Source organism: Aeromonas sp. (assembly GCF_051657805.1).
Classification (GTDB): Bacteria; Pseudomonadota; Gammaproteobacteria; order Enterobacterales; family Aeromonadaceae; genus Aeromonas.
Genome location: NZ_JBOFLJ010000019.1, coordinates 34,195 through 51,848, shown reverse-complemented (window position 1 = coordinate 51,848; position 17,654 = coordinate 34,195). Strand labels below are relative to the sequence as shown.

Genomic DNA, 17,654 nt, shown 5'->3' with positions numbered 1-17,654 from the left:
TTACGAAACCTGAGGAAATACACATGTCCAAGATCGTTAAAGTGATCGGTCGTGAAATCATCGACTCCCGTGGTAACCCGACCGTTGAGGCCGAAGTTCACCTGGAAGGTGGTTTTGTTGGTATGGCAGCCGCTCCGTCTGGCGCGTCCACCGGTTCCCGCGAAGCGCTGGAACTGCGTGACGGCGACAAGAGCCGTTTCCTGGGTAAGGGCGTGCTGAAAGCCGTCGACGCCGTCAACGGCCCGATCGCTCAGGCTCTGCTGGGCAAAGATGCCAAGGACCAGGCCACTCTGGACCAGATCATGATCGATCTGGACGGTACCGAGAACAAATCCAAGTTTGGCGCCAACGCCATCCTGGCCGTCTCCCTGGCTGCCGCCAAGGCTGCTGCCGCCTCCAAGGGCCTGCCGCTGTACGCTCACATCGCCGAGCTGAATGGTACCCCGGGTGTCTACTCCATGCCGCTGCCCATGATGAACATCATCAACGGTGGTGAGCACGCCGACAACAACGTCGACATCCAGGAGTTCATGATCCAGCCGGTTGGCGCCAAGACCCTGAAAGAAGCCATCCGCATGGGTGCCGAAGTGTTCCACAACTTGGCCAAGGTACTGAAGGCCAAGGGCTACGCTACCGCCGTGGGTGACGAAGGTGGCTTCGCGCCCAACCTGAAGTCCAACGCCGAAGCGCTGGAAGTGATCGCCGAAGCCGTTGCCGCTGCCGGTTACAAGCTGGGCACCGACATCACCCTGGCCATGGACTGTGCCGCGTCCGAGTTCTACGACGCCGAGAAGAAAGAGTACAACCTGAAGGGCGAGGGTCGTACCTTCACCTCCAACGAGTTCTCCGACTACCTGGCCGACCTGACCACCAAGTTCCCGATCGTCTCCATCGAAGATGGCCTGGACGAATCCGACTGGGAAGGCTTTGCCTACCAGACCAAGGAACTGGGCAGCAAGATCCAGATCGTGGGTGACGACCTGTTCGTAACCAACACCAAGATCCTGAAGCGTGGCATCGACAACGGCATCGCCAACTCCATCCTGATCAAGTTCAACCAGATCGGTTCCCTGACCGAAACCCTGAACGCCATCAAGATGGCCAAAGACGCTGGCTATACCGCCGTCATCTCCCACCGCTCCGGTGAGACCGAAGACGCGACCATCGCCGACCTGGCTGTGGGTACCGCTGCTGGCCAGATCAAGACCGGTTCCATGAGCCGTTCTGACCGTGTTGCCAAGTACAACCAGCTGATCCGTATCGAAGAAGCCCTGGGTGCCAAGGCTCCGTTCCGCGGTCTGAAAGAAGTGAAGAACCAGGCCTAATGCCTGACTGCACTTGAGCTGTTGAAAGCCCCGCCACTTCGGCGGGGCTTTTTTATATCCACTGCTGCCGCCCCCTTCTCGCCATTCGTCGTATTTTTTATTCCGAGCCAGCCCGTCTGGAACACAGGCTTTCTTTTGTCTTGCCTGCGAATATGGGAAACTAGGCCGCTTGAAGGAGACTCAGTGCATGCGGCTACTCACTCTAATCCTGCTCCTCCTGTTGGGAGGGCTGCAATATGACTTCTGGCTGGGGAAGAACGGCCTCTCCGACTATCGGGAGCTCTCCAACGCCATCGATCGGCAGCAGCAGGACAATCTGGTTCTCAAGGACCGCAACAACCTGATTTATCGTGAGATCGACGATCTGACCTCGGGCCTCGAGGCCATCGAGGAGCTGTCTCGCAACGATCTTGGCTACATCAAGCAGGGTGAGACCTTCTATCGGATCATTCCCAAGGAAAAAGAGCAGGGGACTGAGCCGGATGGGGAGCCCTATGACGACTGATCCGGCCGTCGGTCTGACCGCCATAGTCCCGGCCGCCGGCATCGGCAGCCGGATGGGCGCCGACTGCCCGAAGCAATACTTGCCGCTGGCAGACAAGACCATACTCGAGCACACCCTAGGTGTTTTATTGTGCCACCCTGCGATTGAGCGGGTCATCGTCGCCGTCTCCCCCCAGGATCACTGGTTCGAACGACTGCCGGTGGCGGCGGACCCGCGCATCCTGCGGGTCGAAGGGGGGGCCGAGCGCGCCTATTCGGTGCTCAATGCCCTGCGAGTCGTCAAGACGCCCTGGGTGCTGGTGCACGATGCCGCCCGTCCCTGCCTGCGCCACGCCGATCTCGATGCCCTGATCGCCACCGCCATGGCGTGCGATGGCGCCATCCTCGGCAGCCGGGTGCGGGACACCATGAAGCGCACCGACGCCGCCGGCAACATAGTGGCGACGGTGGAGCGCGAGCAGCTCTGGCATGCCCTGACCCCCCAGATGTTCCCTACCGCCCCCTTGACGCGGGCGCTGGAGGAGGGGCTGGCCCTGGGGGCCGCCATCACAGACGAGGCCTCCGCCATGGAGCGGGCGGGTTTCACGGTGCGCATGGTGGAAGGGCGGGCCGACAACATCAAGGTGACCCGGCCCGAGGATCTCGCCCTGGCCGGGCTGTTTATAAGTCAGCAGGCATAATCCGTTTTTGCGACGAAAGTGACGTAGAGGAGCAGACATGATCCGCATTGGTCATGGTTTTGATGTACACAAGTTTGGCGGGGTCGGCCCCTGCATGCTGGGCGGCGTCGCCGTCCCGTACGAGCAGGGTCTGCTGGCCCACTCCGATGGTGACGTGGTGCTGCACGCGGTGAGCGACGCCCTGCTCGGCGCCATCGGTGCCGGCGACATCGGCCGCCACTTCCCCGATACCGCCGCCGAGTTCAAGGGGATCGACAGCCGCATCCTGCTGCGGGATGTCTATGCCCGGGTACAGCGGGCGGGTTACGCCATCGGCAACCTGGACGTGACCATCATCGCCCAGGCCCCCAAGATGGCTCCCCATATCGAGGCCATGTGCGCCGTGCTGGCGGCGGATCTGCAATGTGAATTGAACCGGGTGAATGTCAAGGCGACCACCACGGAACAGCTTGGGTTCACGGGGCGCAAGGAAGGGATCGCCACCGAAGCCGTCGTCTTACTGGTGAAACAATGATGCTGGAACAGCTTAGCTATCTGCACGGGGTGCCGACCGCCCGCGGTATTCTCAAGGCCGAGGCCAGCGACTTCGTGGTGGTCGAGGATCTCGGCTTCGAGCCCTGCGGCGAGGGGGAACACATCTTCGTGCGGGTGCGCAAGACCGGCGAGAACACCGCCTGGGTGGCGGGCCTGCTGGCGGATGCCGCCGGGGTTGCCCGCAATGCGGTGACCTGGGCGGGCCTCAAGGATCGCCATGCTGTGACCGAGCAGTGGTTCGGCATCCACCTGCCGGGCAAGGGGGAGCCGGATCTCTCTGTCATCCAGAGTGACAGCATCCAGATCCTTCAAGCCAAGCGTCACAATAAGAAGTTGCGGGTCGGCTACCTCAAGGGCAACCACTTCCGTCTGCGCCTCACCGGGCTCGAACAACCCGAGGGGCTGGAGTCCCGCCTGCAGGCCATCGCTGCCCAGGGGGTGCCGAACTACTACGGCGAACAGCGTTTCGGTCGGGGTGGCAACAATCTGGAGGCGGCCAAGGCGATGTTCGCCGGCAAGCGGATCAAGGATCGCAACAAGCGCTCTCTCTACCTCTCCGCCGCCCGCAGCATGTTGTTCAATGCCATCGTCAGCGCCCGTATCGAGCAGGGGCTGGCCCATCGGTTGCTGGCCGGCGACTGCGTGATGCTCAAGGGAAGCCACTCTATCTTCAGCGAAGAGACGCTGACTCCGGAGCTGGAGGCGCGTCTGGCCTCTGGCGATGTGCAGCTCACCGCTCCCCAGTGGGGCCGTGGTCGCCTGGCGAGCCAAGGCGCCGCCGCCGAGTTCGAGCAAGGGGTGTTGGCTCTCTATAGCGAGTGGTGTGAGGGATTGGAGAAGGCCGGGCTGGATCAGGACAGGCGCCCGCTGCTGCTCAAGCCACAAGCCATGGAATGGAGTCTGGAAGCCGGGGTGCTGACCCTGTCGTTCTTCCTGCCGGCCGGTGCCTTTGCCACCAGCCTGGTGCGCGAGTTAATGCAGGCCAAAGAGGCCGATCACGGTTTCAGGGATCCCACCGATGCGAATTCTGGTCAGTAATGACGATGGAGTACACGCCGAGGGCATTCGTGCCCTCAGCACGGCGCTGGCGGCCTGTGGCGAGGTCATCGTGGTGGCGCCGGATCGCAACCGCAGCGGGGCGAGTCACTCCCTGACGCTGGAAGTGCCGCTGCGGGTCACCCGCATCAGCGAGACCGGGTATTATACGGTCAAGGGCACGCCGACGGACTGCGTCCACCTAGCGGTCAACGAGTTGGTGCGCCCGGAGCCCGACATGGTGGTGGCCGGCATCAACCACGGCGCCAACCTGGGGGATGACGTCATCTACTCCGGTACCGTGGCGGCGGCGACCGAGGGACGCCACCTGGGCTTCCCGTCCCTCGCCATCTCCCTGGTGGGCAAGACCCACTTCGCCACGGCGGCCCACTATGCGGCCCAGCTGGTGCGGGGCCTGATGGTGCACCCCTTGCCAGCGGATCAGATCCTCAACGTCAACGTACCTGACTTGCCCCTCGAGCAGATCAAGGGGATCCGGGTGACCCGGCTCGGCAATCGCCACCGGGCCGAGTCGGTGATCCGCGCCGAGGATCCCCGTGGCCAGCCCATCTACTGGATCGGCCCGCCGGGCAGCCAGCAGGATGCGGGGGAGGGGACGGACTTTGCCGCCATCGAGCAGGGTTATGTCTCCATCACCCCCTTGACCATCGACATGACCGCCTACAGCAGTCTGGCCGGTCTGGGTGCCTGGCTGGATCTGCAGGGATGATGCTGTGATAGTTCAGCGCCTGTTAAATCAGCTGATCGCCCAGGACGTGCGGGATTTTCGCGTGCTCGCGGCGATCGCCAAGGTGCCACGCCAGCTGTTCGTGGATGAGGCCATGGCCCACAAGGCCTGGGACAACACGGCCCTGCCCATCGGCCACGGCCAGACCATCTCGCAGCCCTACATGGTGGCGCGGATGACCGAACTGTTGATCCAGAACGATCCGGCCCATGTGCTGGAGATAGGCACCGGCTCGGGTTATCAGACCGCCGTGCTGGCCCACCTGGTGGAGCACGTCTACACGGTGGAGCGGATCAAGTCCCTGCAGTTCCAGGCCAGGCGTCGGCTGCGCCAGCTCGACCTGCACAATGTGTCGGCCAAGCACGGCAACGGCTGGCTGGGTTGGCCCAACAAGGGCCCCTTCGACGCCATCCTGGTGACGGCGGCGGCGAGCGAGGTCCCCAAGGCCCTGACCGATCAGCTGGCCGACGGCGGCCGTCTGGTGCTGCCGGTGGGTGACAGCCAGCAGACTTTGCAGCTGATCGAGCGTTCAGGCTCCCAGCTGACCAGCCGGATCCTGGAGCCGGTGCGTTTCGTTCCCCTTATCGACGGAGATGTTGAGTGAAGTTGTTTTCCCGCCTCTATGTGTTGGTGATGCAGTGGGCTCGCCACAAATATGCCCCCTGGTATCTCGCCATCACCGCCTTCATCGAATCCATCTTCTGGCCCATTCCGGTGGATGTGATGCTGGCGCCCATGGCGCTCGGCAAGCCCAAGCGGGCCTGGCACTACGCCGGCCTCGCAACCTTCTTCTCCGTACTTGGGGCCCTGTTTGGCTATCTGCTTGGCTATGCCCTCTGGGATCCCGTGGTGCAACCCCTGGTGGTCTCGGTCGGCTATGAGGACAAGATCGCCCTGGCCGAGCAATGGTTTGAGCAGTGGGGGATCTGGGTGATTTTTATTGCCAGTTTCACGCCGATCCCCTACAAGGTGTTTACCGTCACGGCGGGACTGCTCCACATGGCGCTGTTGCCCTTCATCCTGACCTCTCTGATCGGTCGCGGCATGCGCTTCTTCCTGGTGGCGGGCCTGATGCGCTGGGGCGGTGAGAAGATGGAGCGCAAGCTGATGCACTATGTGGATGTGCTGGGTTGGCTCTGTATTGGTTTGGCCGTTGCGGCCTATTTCTGGTTTAGTCGTTAAGGATCCACTATGCGTTCGCGTGTTTGGCAAGGTAGCAGTGTCGTCGTGTTGTCATGGCTGCTGCTTGCCTGCTCTTCCAGCAAGACAGCTGCCCCGGTGCAGAGTCTGGGCAATGACCCCATTGCCTCGACCATACCGACCCGTCAGGCCATGGCCAAGCCGGGCATTCAGGGCGGCAGTTACACTGTGGTCAGGGGGGACACCCTCTACTCCATCGCCTTCCGCTCCGGCATGGACGTCGCATCGCTGACCAGCCTCAACGGCATCAGCCCGCCCTACAACATCTACCCGGGCCAGCAGCTCCGGCTGGATGGCTCCTCCGGCGCCGTGGCCAGCACCGGTATGGCGATCAGCCGCCCGGTCGCCACCGGCAATGGCACCTATGAGGTGCGCCGTGGTGACACCCTGAGCAGCATAGGCCGCCAGTTCAATGTCTCCAACCAGACCCTGGCCCAGCGCAACAATCTGCAGGCTCCGTATGGTCTTCATGTGGGTCAGGTATTGAGCGTGCCGACGGCGGCCAGCACGGGTGGCAGCCAGATGGTGGCGAGCACGGCCGTGACCAGTTCGGGGCCCAAACCTCTGGCCACCGCACCGGCAGGTACGACCACTCCATTCATCTCGCAAAAAAGCATTGCTCCGGCATCTTCAACAGCATACGCTCAGGCGAAAGAACAAAAAACCAGCAGCTCCTCGTCGACACTCGCGTGGCACTGGCCGACCCAAGGGCGGATCGTCGAAGGTTTCTCTGTTGCGGAACAGGGTAACAAGGGCATCGATATCTCGGGTCAGAAGGGGCAACCCATCTACGCCGCAAGCGGTGGCAAGGTGGTTTACGCGGGCAGTGCACTGCGAGGTTACGGCAAGCTGATCATTCTGAAGCACAACGATGACTACCTCTCCGCCTATGCCCACAACGACGAGTTGCGGGTGAAGGAGGGAGACTCCGTCAAGGGCGGATCTGTCATCGCGAATATGGGTAGCACGGATGCACCGGATGTGCGCTTGCACTTTGAAATCCGGTACAAAGGCAAGTCAATCAACCCAATGGGTTATTTGCCAAAGCGTTAACCCAGAGAGCTAGGTCTTACTCTGGTTCAGTTCAGGGAGACATATCATGAGCCAAGAACAACTGGTAATGCAGGATGCAGAGTTAGAGTTCGACGAAGAGCTGGAGGCCCAGGAGGAAGAAGAGGTTCAGGAGGTGACCGCAGAAGCCGAGGAGACTATCTCCGACGAGCTGCTGGTGCCCGAACTGAACAAGGTCATGGACGCCACCCAGCTCTATCTGGGGGAGATCGGATTCTCCCCCTTGCTCACGGCCGAAGAGGAAGTCTACTACGCTCGCCGTGCCTTGCGGGGTGATAAAGCCGCCCGCAAGCGCATGATCGAATCCAACCTGCGTCTGGTGGTGAAGATAGCCAGACGCTACAACAATCGCGGCCTGGTGCTGCTGGATCTCATCGAAGAGGGCAACCTCGGTCTCATCCGCGCGGTCGAGAAATTCGACCCGGAGCGCGGCTTCCGTTTCTCCACCTATGCCACCTGGTGGATCCGCCAGACCATAGAGCGGGCCATCATGAACCAGACCCGCACCATCCGTCTGCCCATCCATGTGGTCAAGGAGCTGAACGTCTATCTGCGTACCGCCCGGGAGCTCTCCCACCGCCTCGATCACGAACCCACCGCCGAAGACATCGCCCATGCGCTGGATCGCTCGGTGGACGACGTGAACCGCATGCTCAAGCTCAACGAGAAGATCACCTCGGTGGATACCCCCATCGGTGGCGATCGGGACAAGGCGCTGCTGGACGTGCTCTCCGACGAGCGCGGCATGGGCCCGGAGCTGGAGTCTCAGGACGACGACATGCGCGCCAGCATAGTGCACTGGCTGGAGGAGCTGAATCCCAAGCAACGCGAGGTACTGGCCCGCCGCTTCGGCCTGCTCGGCTATGAGCCGGCGACCCTGGAGGACGTGGGGGCCGAGATCGGGCTGACCCGGGAGCGGGTGCGCCAGATCCAGGTGGAGGGGCTACGCCGTCTGCGGGAGATCCTGCTGGGGCAGGGGCTCTCCATCGAAGCGCTGTTCCGTACCAACTAGGAGAGTCAGAAACAACAAAAAGGGGCCAGAGGCCCCTTTTTTATGTGGCAATGGATCCTGTGGATCACACCGGATCCAGGGTGTCCAGCGGCCAGCGCGGCACCGCCTTGACCACCAGAGGTTCGAACACCCCGGCCTTCAGACGCTGCATGCCGGCGTAGGCGATCATGGCACCGTTGTCGGTGCAGTACTCGGTGCGCGGGTAGAATACCTCGCCGTGCAAACTTTCCATCAGCTCCGCCAGCTGGGCGCGCAGGTGACGGTTGGCACTGACGCCACCGGCCACCACCAGGCGGTTGAGGCCGGTTTCCTTCAGGGCGCGGCGGCACTTGATGGCCAGCGTATCGACCACCGCGTCCTCGAAGGCGCGGGCGATGTCGGCACGGGTCTGCTCATCGTCGCCGTTGGCGGCTATGGTGTTGGCGGCAAACGTCTTGAGGCCGGAGAAGCTCATGTCTAAGCCCGGTCTGTCAGTCATGGGACGGGGGAAGGTGAAGCGCCCCTTGGTGCCCTTCTCCGCCAGGCGGGAGAGCAGGGGACCCCCCGGGTAGTCCAGCCCCATCAGCTTGGCGGTCTTGTCGAAGGCCTCGCCGGCGGCGTCATCGATGGACTCTCCCAGCAGCTGATAGCTGCCGATGCCGTCGACCCCTACCAGCATGGAGTGACCGCCAGAGACCAGCAGTGCCACGAAGGGAAACTCGGGGGCCCGCTCTTCCAGCATGGGGGCCAGCAGGTGGCCCTCCATGTGGTGCACGGCCACCGCCGGTTTGTTCCAGGCCATGGCCAGGGAGCGACCTATGGTGGCCCCCACCAGGATGGCGCCAACCAGGCCCGGACCTGCGGTATAGGCGATGCCGTCGATGTCATCCTTGCTGAGTCCCGCCTCCTTCAAGGCGGCCTGGATCAAGGGGATCGTCTTGCGCACATGATCCCGGCTGGCGAGCTCGGGAACCACGCCGCCGTAGTCCGCATGCAGCTTGACCTGGCTGTATAACTGATGGGAAAGGATCCCTTTTTGATCGTCGAAGATCGCGATCCCGGTTTCGTCACAGGATGTCTCTATGCCCAATACACGCATTGCTAAAAAATTTCACTGCTAAAATGAGACGGCTATGGTAACCTTCGCGGGTTTTTTAAACCAGAGCGATCTCTGCGGGTTTACTTTCATTCCCTGTCCAGAGTATAATTTCGCACCATTTTAAGACATGCTGATCGATTGAAGGTCAGCTAACCAAATATCACTGAGGTGAAAGGCACATGCCAGTAATCAAAGTCCGTGAAAATGAGCCGTTTGACGTTGCTCTGCGTCGCTTCAAGCGTTCTTGCGAAAAGGCCGGTATCCTGTCCGAAGTTCGTAGCCGTGAGTTCTACGAGAAGCCGACTACCATTCGCAAGCGCGCCAAAGCGTCCGCCGTCAAGCGTCACGCCAAGAAGCTGTCCCGCGAAAACGCACGTCGTATCCGCCTGTACTAATCGGGGGAGCATGCCGTGTCTCTGAAGGATCAACTCAAGGATCAACAAAAGCTCGCCATGCTGGCCAAAGACAAGGCCCGGCTGGGAGCGATCCGTCTGTTGATGGCCGAGATCAAGCAGCGTGAAGTCGATACCCGTGTCGAGCTCAATGATGAGGATATCCTCGCTGTGGTGACCAAGATGGTCAAACAGCGCCGCGATTCCATCAGCCAATTTGAAGCTGCCGGTCGTCAGGATCTTGCCGACAAAGAGTCCGCCGAGATCCTGGTGCTGCAGGAATTCCTGCCGCAACAGCTGACCGCAGACGAGATTGCCAGCCTGATCGAGCAAGCCATCGCGCAAAGCGGTGCTGCCGTCATGGCCGATATGGGTAAAGTCATGGCTGTCTTGAAGCCGAAAATTCAGGGGCGTGCCGATGTCGGCGCCGTCAGTGCGCAGGTGAAAACCCGCTTGGCGTAACAGGCATTTCTCTTGTTAGTCGAAAGAAGCCGTGCTTCCCTGTGAATGCGCGGCTTTTTTATTTTCAATGAAACAGGACGGTTATGGCAGGCAGGATCCCACAATCCTTTATCGATGATCTGCTCGCACGCACAGACATCGTCGAGCTGATCGACTCGCGAGTGCGGCTGAAGAAAGCCGGCAAGAACTATCAGGCTTGCTGCCCGTTTCATAACGAAAAGAGCCCCTCTTTCACCGTCAGCCAGGAAAAGCAGTTCTATCATTGCTTCGGTTGTGGCGCCCACGGCAATGCCATCGGCTTCGTCATGGAGTACGACGGTCTCGAATTTCCCGATGCCATCGAAGAGCTCGCCAACCTGCAGGGGATGCAGGTGCCTCGCGAGCAGAATGCGGGTGGCGGCAAGGCTCAGCCGGCCGTCAGCAAGGATCTCTATGAGCTGATGAGCCAGATCGCCCGCTTCTACGAGAGCAACCTCAAGAGTGCCCCCCTGGCGGTGGAGTACCTCAAGGGGCGCGGCCTGACCGGTGAAGTGGTCAAGCGCTTCAACATCGGCTATGCCCCGGGTGACTGGGATCAGGTAAGACGGCGCTTTGGCAGCAGCCGGGATCACGAGCAATTGCTCATCTCCGGCGGCATGCTGATCCCCCGCGACAGCGGCCCCGGCAGCTACGATCGTTTCCGCGATCGCATCATGTTCCCCATTCGCGACAAGCGTGGCCGGGTCATCGGCTTCGGCGGCCGGGTGCTGGGGGACGGTACGCCCAAGTACCTGAACTCGCCGGAGACCCCCATCTTCCACAAAGGCAGGGAGCTGTTCGGTCTCTATGAGGTGAAGCAGGCGCACAAGGATCCTCGCCGGATCCTGGTGGTGGAAGGCTATATGGACGTGGTGGCGCTCGGCCAGTACGACATCGACTATGCGGTGGCGGCGCTGGGCACCGCGACCACCAGCGACCACATCCACACCCTGTTTCGCACCACGGCCGAGGTGGTCTGCTGCTATGACGGCGACAACGCCGGTCGCGAGGCTGCCTGGCGTGCGCTGGACAACGCGCTCTCCCACCTGCAGGACGGGCGCGAGCTCAAGTTCGTGTTCCTGCCTGACGGCGAGGATCCGGATTCCCTGGTGCGCCAGATCGGCAAGGAGGGCTTCGAGGCGTTGCTGGACCAGGCGCAACCCTTCGCCGACTTCATGTTCGAGCGTCTCGGGCGGGATGCGGCGCTCTCCGGCGAGGCGGGCAAGTTTGAGGTGGCGAATAAGGCTGCCGAGCTGATCCGCCGGGTACCGGAGGGCTTCACCCGGGAGGGGCTAATCACCCGGCTCTCCAGCATGATGCGCTGGGGGGAGAACAAGCAGCGCATTGCCGAGCTGTTCGCCCGCAGCGCTCAGCCGAAGGCCGAGGTCAACAAGCCCAAGGCCGCCAAGCTGACCCCCATACGCCGGGCGCTGGCGCTGATGCTGCAATACCCGGCGGTGACGGCCGAGCTGCCGGCCATGCCGGAGCTCGCCGGATTGCGGGTACAGGGCATCCAGTTCCTGCTGCAGCTGCATCAGCAGATCCTCTCCCAGCCCGGCATCACCACCGGCATCCTGCTGGAGCACTGGCGTGGCACCAAGGAGGGGGAGATCCTGGCCCAACTGGCGATGCATGACTTGTTCGAGGAGATCAAGCTCGATCAGGAGCCGGACATTCTGGGGGAGTTGCAGGATACCTTCGTCGGTTTCATCAACCAGTTTCTCAAGCAGCGGATCGAGGAGTTGCAGGCCAAGGTGGCCCAGCAAGGGCTCAGCAGCGAAGAGACTCAGGAGCTGATGATGCTGATCAGAGAGGTACAGATTGGAGAAAAGAAATGAGACTGGGGCTTGATATTTGAGTGATTAGTCTCAATATAAATACCGTTGCCCGAATGGACGGGATTAAAAGCAAACACTTTATAACCGCCTGGCCCCGACAATACTGCGGGCAGGGGTTTCTCATGACCGACGCCGCAACCAGACATAGCATGTCTGGCGGTTTTCTATTAGAATTGGCTATTTGCGCAGCAGCGCACTGTACGCGCAACCTAGCAACACCAACCGGATGAGTTCTATGGAGCAAACCCCGCAGTCTCAGCTTAAACTCCTCGTTGCCAAAGGTAAAGAACAGGGCTACCTGACCTATGCCGAGGTGAACGATCACCTCCCGCAAGACATCGTCGACTCCGACCAGATCGAAGACATCATCCAGATGATCAACGATATGGGTATCCAGGTGGTGGAAAACGCCCCGGATGCCGATGACCTGATCATGGCTGAAGGTGGCACCGCCGATGAGGACGCTGCCGAAGCAGCGGCCCAGGCTCTGGCATCTGTTGAATCTGAGATTGGTCGCACGACCGATCCCGTCCGCATGTACATGCGGGAAATGGGTACCGTCGAACTGCTGACCCGTGAAGGCGAAATCGACATCGCCAAGCGGATCGAAGACGGTATCAACCAGGTACAAAGCTCCGTCGCCGAGTACCCCGAAGCCATCACTTACCTGCTCGAACAGTACGACAAGTACGAAGCCGAGCAGCTGCGTCTGTCCGACATCATCTCCGGCTTTATCGACCCCAATGAAACGGACGATGTGGCGCCGACCGCCACTCACATCGGTTCCGAGCTCAGCGAAGATGATCTGGCTGACGAAGACGAAGATGAAGACGAAGACGAAGACGAAGACGGCGACAGCGATGACGACGGCGACGGTGGTCCGGATCCCGAAGTCGCCCGCGAGAAATTCGGTGAGCTGCGTGCCCAGTACGAAGTCACCCGTCTCTCCATTCAGAAGAATGGCCGTGCCCACGACGACACCCAGGCCGCGATTGCCCAGCTGGCCGATGTGTTCCGTCAATTCCGCCTGATGCCCAAGCAGTTCGATCGCCTGGTCAACAACATGCGCGAGATGATGGAGCGGGTCCGCGTGCAGGAACGCATCATCATGAAACTCTGCGTTGAGCAGGCCAAGATGCCGAAGAAAACCTTCGTCGCGGCCTTCACCAACAACGAGTGCGAAACTGCCTGGTTCGAATACCAGAAACAGGCCGGCAAGGCGTGGTCTCCCCGTCTGCTGGAGATGGACGAAGAGATCCTGCGCTCCATCGGCAAGCTGCAGCAGATCGAAGAGGAAACCGGCCTCTCCATCGCCCAGATCAAGGACATCAACCGTCGCATGAGCATCGGCGAGGCCAAGGCCCGTCGTGCGAAGAAAGAGATGGTCGAGGCGAACCTGCGTCTGGTTATCTCCATCGCCAAGAAATACACCAACCGCGGCCTGCAGTTCCTGGATCTGATCCAGGAGGGCAACATCGGTCTGATGAAGGCGGTGGACAAGTTTGAATACCGTCGTGGCTACAAGTTCTCGACCTATGCCACCTGGTGGATCCGTCAGGCCATTACCCGCTCCATCGCGGATCAGGCCCGTACCATCCGTATACCGGTGCACATGATCGAGACCATCAACAAGCTCAACCGTATCTCCCGTCAGATGCTGCAGGAGATGGGTCGTGAACCGAACCCGGAAGAGCTGGCCATGCGCATGGGCATGCCGGAAGACAAGATCCGCAAGGTATTGAAGATCGCCAAGGAGCCCATCTCCATGGAGACGCCCATCGGTGATGATGAAGACTCCCACTTGGGCGACTTCATCGAAGATACCACGCTCGCCCTGCCGGCGGATGCGGCCACCAGCGAGAGCCTGCGCAACGCGACCCGCGAAGTGCTGGCCGGCCTGACCGCCCGTGAGGCCAAGGTGCTGCGCATGCGTTTCGGTATCGACATGAACACCGACCACACCCTAGAGGAAGTGGGCAAGCAGTTCGACGTCACCCGTGAGCGTATTCGTCAGATCGAAGCCAAGGCCCTGCGCAAACTGCGTCACCCGAGCCGCTCGGAAGTGCTGCGCAGCTTCCTGGACGAATAGTCCTGAAAGTCGCCGACAAGCCTTGTCCAAAAGCCCCGCCATGCGGGGCTTTGTTTTATGGGGGATTGAAGCCTTGACGGAGATGGGCAAGGTTGGACAAAAACTCGGCAAGTGGTTGATCTGCCTATGGACGAGCCCTGCCGCATCCCCTATAATCCACGCCGCAAAACCAAGATTCTGGCCCCTTAGCTCAGTTGGTTAGAGCAGTCGACTCATAATCGATTGGTCGCCCGTTCAAGTCGGGCAGGGGCCACCACATTCAGACAAAGCCGCTCATCATGAGCGGCTTTGTCGTTTCTGGGGTTTACCAGCGCCGGTCCAGATCCTCGGCATAGAGGGCCATGGCGCGTTTGTAGGTGACGAGGGCGGGATCCGCCGTGGTCTCGGCCAGCACCGCCAGCAGGCTCTCCATCCCCTCCTTGTGCTGCCCCAGGTTGTAGCGGGCCATGGCGCCGAACACCCTGAACTCATTGGCGTCGGGGAAGCGGGCCAGGCCCTGCTCGAAGGCGGCCAACGCCTCGGCATACTGACCGATGCAGCGATAAGAGCTGCCGAGGCCGAGCCAGGCCCCACGCAGCGAGGCCTCACTCAACCCGAGCGCTATGGCTTTCTGATACAGGGGGATGGCCTGAGACTCGCGCCCCAGCATGTCGTGCAGGCTGGCCACCTCGTAATGCAGCTCGGCGTGCTGCGGATGTTCCGTTATCTGCAGCAATCCGTGTTGCCTGGCCTCTTCAATCCTTCCCTCGGCCTTGAGGGCTTCCAGCTGTTTCATATGCGCTCCTGCATGGGATCCGGGATCCAGTATGCCTGTGAGTCGGCGGCCGGGAAATGGGGGCGAGAAAGGCCGTCACGGCGCAGCAGCGGCTCGAGCGGTGGCTGGAATAGGAAGGGAAGCGAGCATAAAGTGCCACCGGGCCGGGAACCCGGCGGCACGGTTTTATCATGGTGGGTCAGATAGGCTCCGGCGGCGGGCGGTATGGGAGTTCACCGCCGAAGCCTTATCCCCCGAGGCTTATTGGGCGCTCAGGCTGTAGGCCAGGGTCTGGTCGTTGAAGCGCACCAGATAGGTGCCGACCACTGCGGTGGTGATGTCGGTGCCGGTCTGCTCGGCCACCCCGTCCTTGTTGCTGTCGCCGTAGTTCTGAGTCCAGTCGCCCTTGACGTCGAACTTGAAGCGTTGGCCCCCGCTGGCGTCACCTGCCCCGGTGAAGGTGACGCTGGCCTGCCACAGGTGATCGGCCACCAGGGTCATGGGGGTAGAGCCCCAGTTGTTGGGGGTGCCGCGCAGGTTCAGGCTGGGGAAGGTCTTCGCGTAGCCGACGCTGACCGGGGTCAGGCTGTAGGCCAGGGTCTGGTCGTTGAAGCGCACCCGATACTGGCCGATGACGGCGGTGAGGATGTCATTGCCGGCGAGCTCGGCCACCCCATCCTTGTTGTTGTCACCGTAGTTCTGGCTCCAGTCGCCCTTGACGTCGAACTTGAAGCGCTGATTGGCCTGACCGTCGAAGCTGACCAGCGCCTCCCACTGGTTGTCGGCGACCAGCGTCATGGCCAGCGTCCCCCAGCCGTTGGGGGTGCCACGCAGGTGCAGGGTGGGCAGCACGCTGGCGTAAGCGCCATTGCTGTCGGTGACGTTCACGGTGGCGCTGGCACTGGCGCTCAGCCCCTCGGCGTCGGTGACGGTCACGGTGACGGTGTGGGTGCCCAAGGTATCGAACAACACAGTCTCCGTCTTGCCGCTGCCACCGGTGGACCAGGCGTAGCTCGTCACGCCGACGTCGTCGTTGGAGGCGGAGGCGTCGAACACCAGGCTCTCACCCAGCTTGGCGTTGATGAACTTGGGCGAGATGACCGCGACCGGCGCCTGGTTGCTGGCAAGTGGAGTCAGACTGTAGCTGAGATCGCTCTCCTTGAGGGCGACGCGATACTGGCCGGCGCCGCTGAACAAGATGTCCTTGCTGCTGCCCTTGTCGGCGATGCCATCCCCCTCGTTGTCGCCGTAGTTCTCGGTCCAGTTGCCAAAGACGTCGAACTTGAAGCGCTGGGCTCCGCTCGCGTCACCGGTGCCGCTGAAGGTGATGGTGGCAGACCAGACGCGGTTGGCATCGACTGTCATGGGAGTATTGCCCCAGGCATTGTGGGTGCCGCGAATGTTCAAGCTGCTGAACTTGTTGCCCGGCAGTGTGGTGCCGCCGCAGGGACTGGTCTTGGTGCAACCGGCCAGGATGGCGGCGGCCTTCATGCCCGCCAGGTTCAGGCCGGCCTTGCCGCTGGCGTCGACCGTGATGTAGGAGCCGCTGCAATAGTCACTGCCGCTGAGGATGTTGCAGTACTCGCCGGCAGGCAGGCCGGTCGGGAGCGAGGCAACCAGGTTACCGCTCTCGTTGTTGATGGTGACGAAGCCCTTGTCCCCCCGGCTGAAGGCGATCTGGTTGTTGCCGTTATCCCACCAGTTGCTGACCGCAGTGCCCTCGGTGCGGTTGTGGAACAGGGCCATGTTCATGATCTGTGGGCGGCGCTGCTCGCAGTTCCACTGGCTGTCGGAGCAGGGCGTGCTGGCCGGGGCTCCCTTGTCGGTCTCGTACTTGCCCATGTCGGCGAAGCGGTAGCCGGACATCAGCTGCTTCCAGCCATAGGGCCAGGCCATCATGAAGACGTTGGCCAGCTCATAGCGGGCGCCGTTCATGAAGGTGAGCATGCCGCCGCCCCCGTGGCCGCGCTCGCGGTCGTGGTTGACCACGAAGATGAAGGACTTGTCGGAGGGGAGCAGGCCCCAGCTCTCGCCGAGGGTCTTGAGGTTCTTGATCTGGCCGTTGAAGTTGGCGGCCAAATCGGTGCCGTACTTGAAGTCGGTGACTCTGTCGATATAGGTGTAGCGATTGGGCTGGATGTCGGCGGATTCACCGCCTGCGCCTATCACCTCCAGGTAGGCCTTGGGGCTGCCGGCCTTGTCGAGGATCGCCTTCACCTCGCTCGGGGCCATGTGCTTGGCCGCGTCGATGCGAAAACCGGCGACGCCCCAGCCGAGCAGGGTCTTCATGTAGGTGGCTATCTGATCCTGCACATAGGCGGAGCCGGTGTTGAGATCCGGCATGCCGTAGAGGGCGCCGTTCCAGACGTTGTTGCTGTCACCGTAGTTGGTGATGTCGCCGCTGTGGTGGAAGTCGTTGTAGCCGAACTGGGGATACTGGAACTGGCCCGAGTTGTAGCTGCCGCCGCCGGTGGCTGTGCCCGTGCCCGAGGCAAGCTGGTTGAAGACGGCATCGGCGTAGATCTTGACCCCGGCGGCGTTGCAACGGGCGATCATGCTCCTGAGCTCCGCCTCGCTACCGCCGAAGCTGTTGAAGTTCTTGAAGCTGACCGGTTGGTAGACGGTCCACCAGTACTCGCTCCCCTGCTTGTGCTCGGCCGGCGGGGTGATCTGGACACCCCCGAACCCCTTGGGGCCGAGCACTGTCTCGCACTCGTTGGCGACGTCGTTGAACTTCCATTGGAACAGGTGAACCATGACCCCTTCGGCGCTGGCGCTCTGGCTGAATGGGCCGAGCACCGCGGCGAGCAGGGCGGTTCGAAACAGTGTGTTGTGCATGACGATTTTCCCTTCGATGTTGTTATTGGTTATCACTGCCTGCATATCGAACGGACGACGAACAACCTCGTTCGGC

Annotated in this window: 16 protein-coding genes, 1 tRNA gene and 1 pseudogene; 15 read left to right on the top strand and 3 right to left on the bottom strand. The window is 61.5% G+C overall.

The window, feature by feature from the left end:
* The first annotated feature begins 23 nt into the window (after positions 1-23).
* The 10 genes from eno to rpoS all read left to right on the top strand — a co-directional run bounded on the left by eno (position 24) and on the right by rpoS (position 8,109).
* Complete coding sequence (eno, locus tag ACRCYW_RS05860; protein ID WP_438549205.1) at positions 24-1,325, top strand: phosphopyruvate hydratase; 1,302 nt, start codon at positions 24-26, stop codon at positions 1,323-1,325.
* Positions 1,326-1,512: 187 nt separating this feature from the next.
* Positions 1,513-1,830, top strand: a complete 318-nt coding sequence (gene ftsB, locus ACRCYW_RS05855) for a cell division protein FtsB (RefSeq protein ID WP_438549204.1) — start codon at positions 1,513-1,515, stop codon at positions 1,828-1,830.
* Entirely contained in the window at positions 1,820-2,509 is a 690-nt protein-coding gene (ispD, locus tag ACRCYW_RS05850; protein WP_438549203.1) for a 2-C-methyl-D-erythritol 4-phosphate cytidylyltransferase, read from the top strand. Before ftsB ends, ispD begins: the two co-directional genes overlap by 11 nt.
* A 37-nt stretch (positions 2,510-2,546) precedes the next feature.
* Positions 2,547-3,023 carry a 2-C-methyl-D-erythritol 2,4-cyclodiphosphate synthase gene (gene ispF / locus ACRCYW_RS05845; protein WP_438549202.1) on the top strand — a complete coding sequence of 159 codons (477 nt, stop codon included), beginning with the start codon at positions 2,547-2,549 and terminating at the stop codon, positions 3,021-3,023.
* The gene (gene truD, locus ACRCYW_RS05840) at positions 3,023-4,081 is read left to right on the top strand and encodes a tRNA pseudouridine(13) synthase TruD (protein WP_438549448.1); all 1,059 of its coding nucleotides are present in this window, start codon (positions 3,023-3,025) and stop codon (positions 4,079-4,081) included. Before ispF ends, truD begins: the two co-directional genes overlap by 1 nt.
* On the top strand, positions 4,062-4,808 hold the full coding sequence (gene surE, locus ACRCYW_RS05835) for a 5'/3'-nucleotidase SurE (protein WP_438549201.1): 747 nt from the start codon (positions 4,062-4,064) through the stop codon (positions 4,806-4,808). The genes truD and surE overlap by 20 nt, the downstream gene beginning before the upstream one ends.
* 4 nt (positions 4,809-4,812) lie before the next feature.
* The gene (locus ACRCYW_RS05830; RefSeq protein ID WP_438549200.1) at positions 4,813-5,430 is read left to right on the top strand and encodes a protein-L-isoaspartate(D-aspartate) O-methyltransferase; all 618 of its coding nucleotides are present in this window, start codon (positions 4,813-4,815) and stop codon (positions 5,428-5,430) included.
* Positions 5,427-6,008, top strand: a complete 582-nt coding sequence (locus tag ACRCYW_RS05825; RefSeq protein WP_438549199.1) for a YqaA family protein — start codon at positions 5,427-5,429, stop codon at positions 6,006-6,008. Before ACRCYW_RS05830 ends, ACRCYW_RS05825 begins: the two co-directional genes overlap by 4 nt.
* A gap of 9 nt (positions 6,009-6,017) precedes the next feature.
* A complete protein-coding gene (locus ACRCYW_RS05820) occupies positions 6,018-7,079 on the top strand; it encodes a LysM peptidoglycan-binding domain-containing protein (RefSeq protein ID WP_438549198.1) in 1,062 nt (353 codons plus the stop codon).
* A 46-nt stretch (positions 7,080-7,125) separates the two neighbouring features.
* Positions 7,126-8,109, top strand: coding sequence for an RNA polymerase sigma factor RpoS (gene rpoS, locus ACRCYW_RS05815; protein ID WP_438549197.1), 984 nt, complete (start codon positions 7,126-7,128; stop codon positions 8,107-8,109).
* Positions 8,110-8,173: 64 nt separating this feature from the next.
* On the opposite strand, the gene tsaD is transcribed toward rpoS, so the two are convergent.
* Positions 8,174-9,187, bottom strand: a complete 1,014-nt coding sequence (tsaD, locus tag ACRCYW_RS05810; RefSeq protein ID WP_438549196.1) for a tRNA (adenosine(37)-N6)-threonylcarbamoyltransferase complex transferase subunit TsaD — start codon at positions 9,185-9,187, stop codon at positions 8,174-8,176.
* 179 nt (positions 9,188-9,366) lie between these two features.
* Here tsaD and rpsU point away from each other — a divergent pair, with 179 nt between their 5' ends.
* The 5 genes and pseudogenes from rpsU to ACRCYW_RS05785 all read left to right on the top strand — a co-directional run bounded on the left by rpsU (position 9,367) and on the right by ACRCYW_RS05785 (position 14,242).
* The gene (gene rpsU, locus ACRCYW_RS05805) at positions 9,367-9,582 is read left to right on the top strand and encodes a 30S ribosomal protein S21 (protein ID WP_005309452.1); all 216 of its coding nucleotides are present in this window, start codon (positions 9,367-9,369) and stop codon (positions 9,580-9,582) included.
* A gap of 15 nt (positions 9,583-9,597) precedes the next feature.
* Complete coding sequence (locus tag ACRCYW_RS05800; protein ID WP_438549195.1) at positions 9,598-10,041, top strand: GatB/YqeY domain-containing protein; 444 nt, start codon at positions 9,598-9,600, stop codon at positions 10,039-10,041.
* Between the two features lie 83 nt (positions 10,042-10,124).
* Positions 10,125-11,910 (top strand): annotated as a pseudogene (dnaG, locus tag ACRCYW_RS05795) (DNA primase).
* Positions 11,911-12,093: 183 nt separating this feature from the next.
* A complete protein-coding gene (gene rpoD, locus ACRCYW_RS05790) occupies positions 12,094-13,986 on the top strand; it encodes an RNA polymerase sigma factor RpoD (protein ID WP_438549447.1) in 1,893 nt (630 codons plus the stop codon).
* Positions 13,987-14,165: 179 nt separating this feature from the next.
* Positions 14,166-14,242: transfer RNA gene (locus ACRCYW_RS05785), tRNA-Ile, on the top strand.
* 48 nt (positions 14,243-14,290) lie between these two features.
* Here the strand turns inward: ACRCYW_RS05785 and ACRCYW_RS05780 are convergent.
* Positions 14,291-14,761 (bottom strand): tetratricopeptide repeat protein, encoded by a 471-nt coding sequence (locus tag ACRCYW_RS05780; protein ID WP_438549194.1) that lies wholly within the window; start codon positions 14,759-14,761, stop codon positions 14,291-14,293.
* A gap of 240 nt (positions 14,762-15,001) precedes the next feature.
* Entirely contained in the window at positions 15,002-17,578 is a 2,577-nt protein-coding gene (locus ACRCYW_RS05775; protein WP_438549193.1) for an alpha amylase C-terminal domain-containing protein, read from the bottom strand.
* Positions 17,579-17,654 lie beyond the last annotated feature (76 nt).

Excerpts from the sequence above, each read along its gene's own strand:
- eno (WP_438549205.1), top strand. The coding sequence starts at position 24 with ATGTCCAAGATCGTTAAAGTGATCGGTCGTGAAATCATCGACTCCCGT.
- ftsB (WP_438549204.1), top strand. The coding sequence starts at position 1,513 with ATGCGGCTACTCACTCTAATCCTGCTCCTCCTGTTGGGAGGGCTGCAA.
- ispD (WP_438549203.1), top strand. The coding sequence starts at position 1,820 with ATGACGACTGATCCGGCCGTCGGTCTGACCGCCATAGTCCCGGCCGCC.
- ispF (WP_438549202.1), top strand. The coding sequence starts at position 2,547 with ATGATCCGCATTGGTCATGGTTTTGATGTACACAAGTTTGGCGGGGTC.
- truD (WP_438549448.1), top strand. The coding sequence starts at position 3,023 with ATGCTGGAACAGCTTAGCTATCTGCACGGGGTGCCGACCGCCCGCGGT.
- surE (WP_438549201.1), top strand. The coding sequence starts at position 4,062 with ATGCGAATTCTGGTCAGTAATGACGATGGAGTACACGCCGAGGGCATT.
- ACRCYW_RS05820 (WP_438549198.1), top strand. The coding sequence starts at position 6,018 with ATGCGTTCGCGTGTTTGGCAAGGTAGCAGTGTCGTCGTGTTGTCATGG.
- rpoS (WP_438549197.1), top strand. The coding sequence starts at position 7,126 with ATGAGCCAAGAACAACTGGTAATGCAGGATGCAGAGTTAGAGTTCGAC.
- tsaD (WP_438549196.1), bottom strand. The coding sequence starts at position 9,187 with ATGCGTGTATTGGGCATAGAGACATCCTGTGACGAAACCGGGATCGCG.
- rpsU (WP_005309452.1), top strand. The coding sequence starts at position 9,367 with ATGCCAGTAATCAAAGTCCGTGAAAATGAGCCGTTTGACGTTGCTCTG.
- ACRCYW_RS05780 (WP_438549194.1), bottom strand. The coding sequence starts at position 14,761 with ATGAAACAGCTGGAAGCCCTCAAGGCCGAGGGAAGGATTGAAGAGGCC.
- ACRCYW_RS05775 (WP_438549193.1), bottom strand. The coding sequence starts at position 17,578 with ATGCACAACACACTGTTTCGAACCGCCCTGCTCGCCGCGGTGCTCGGC.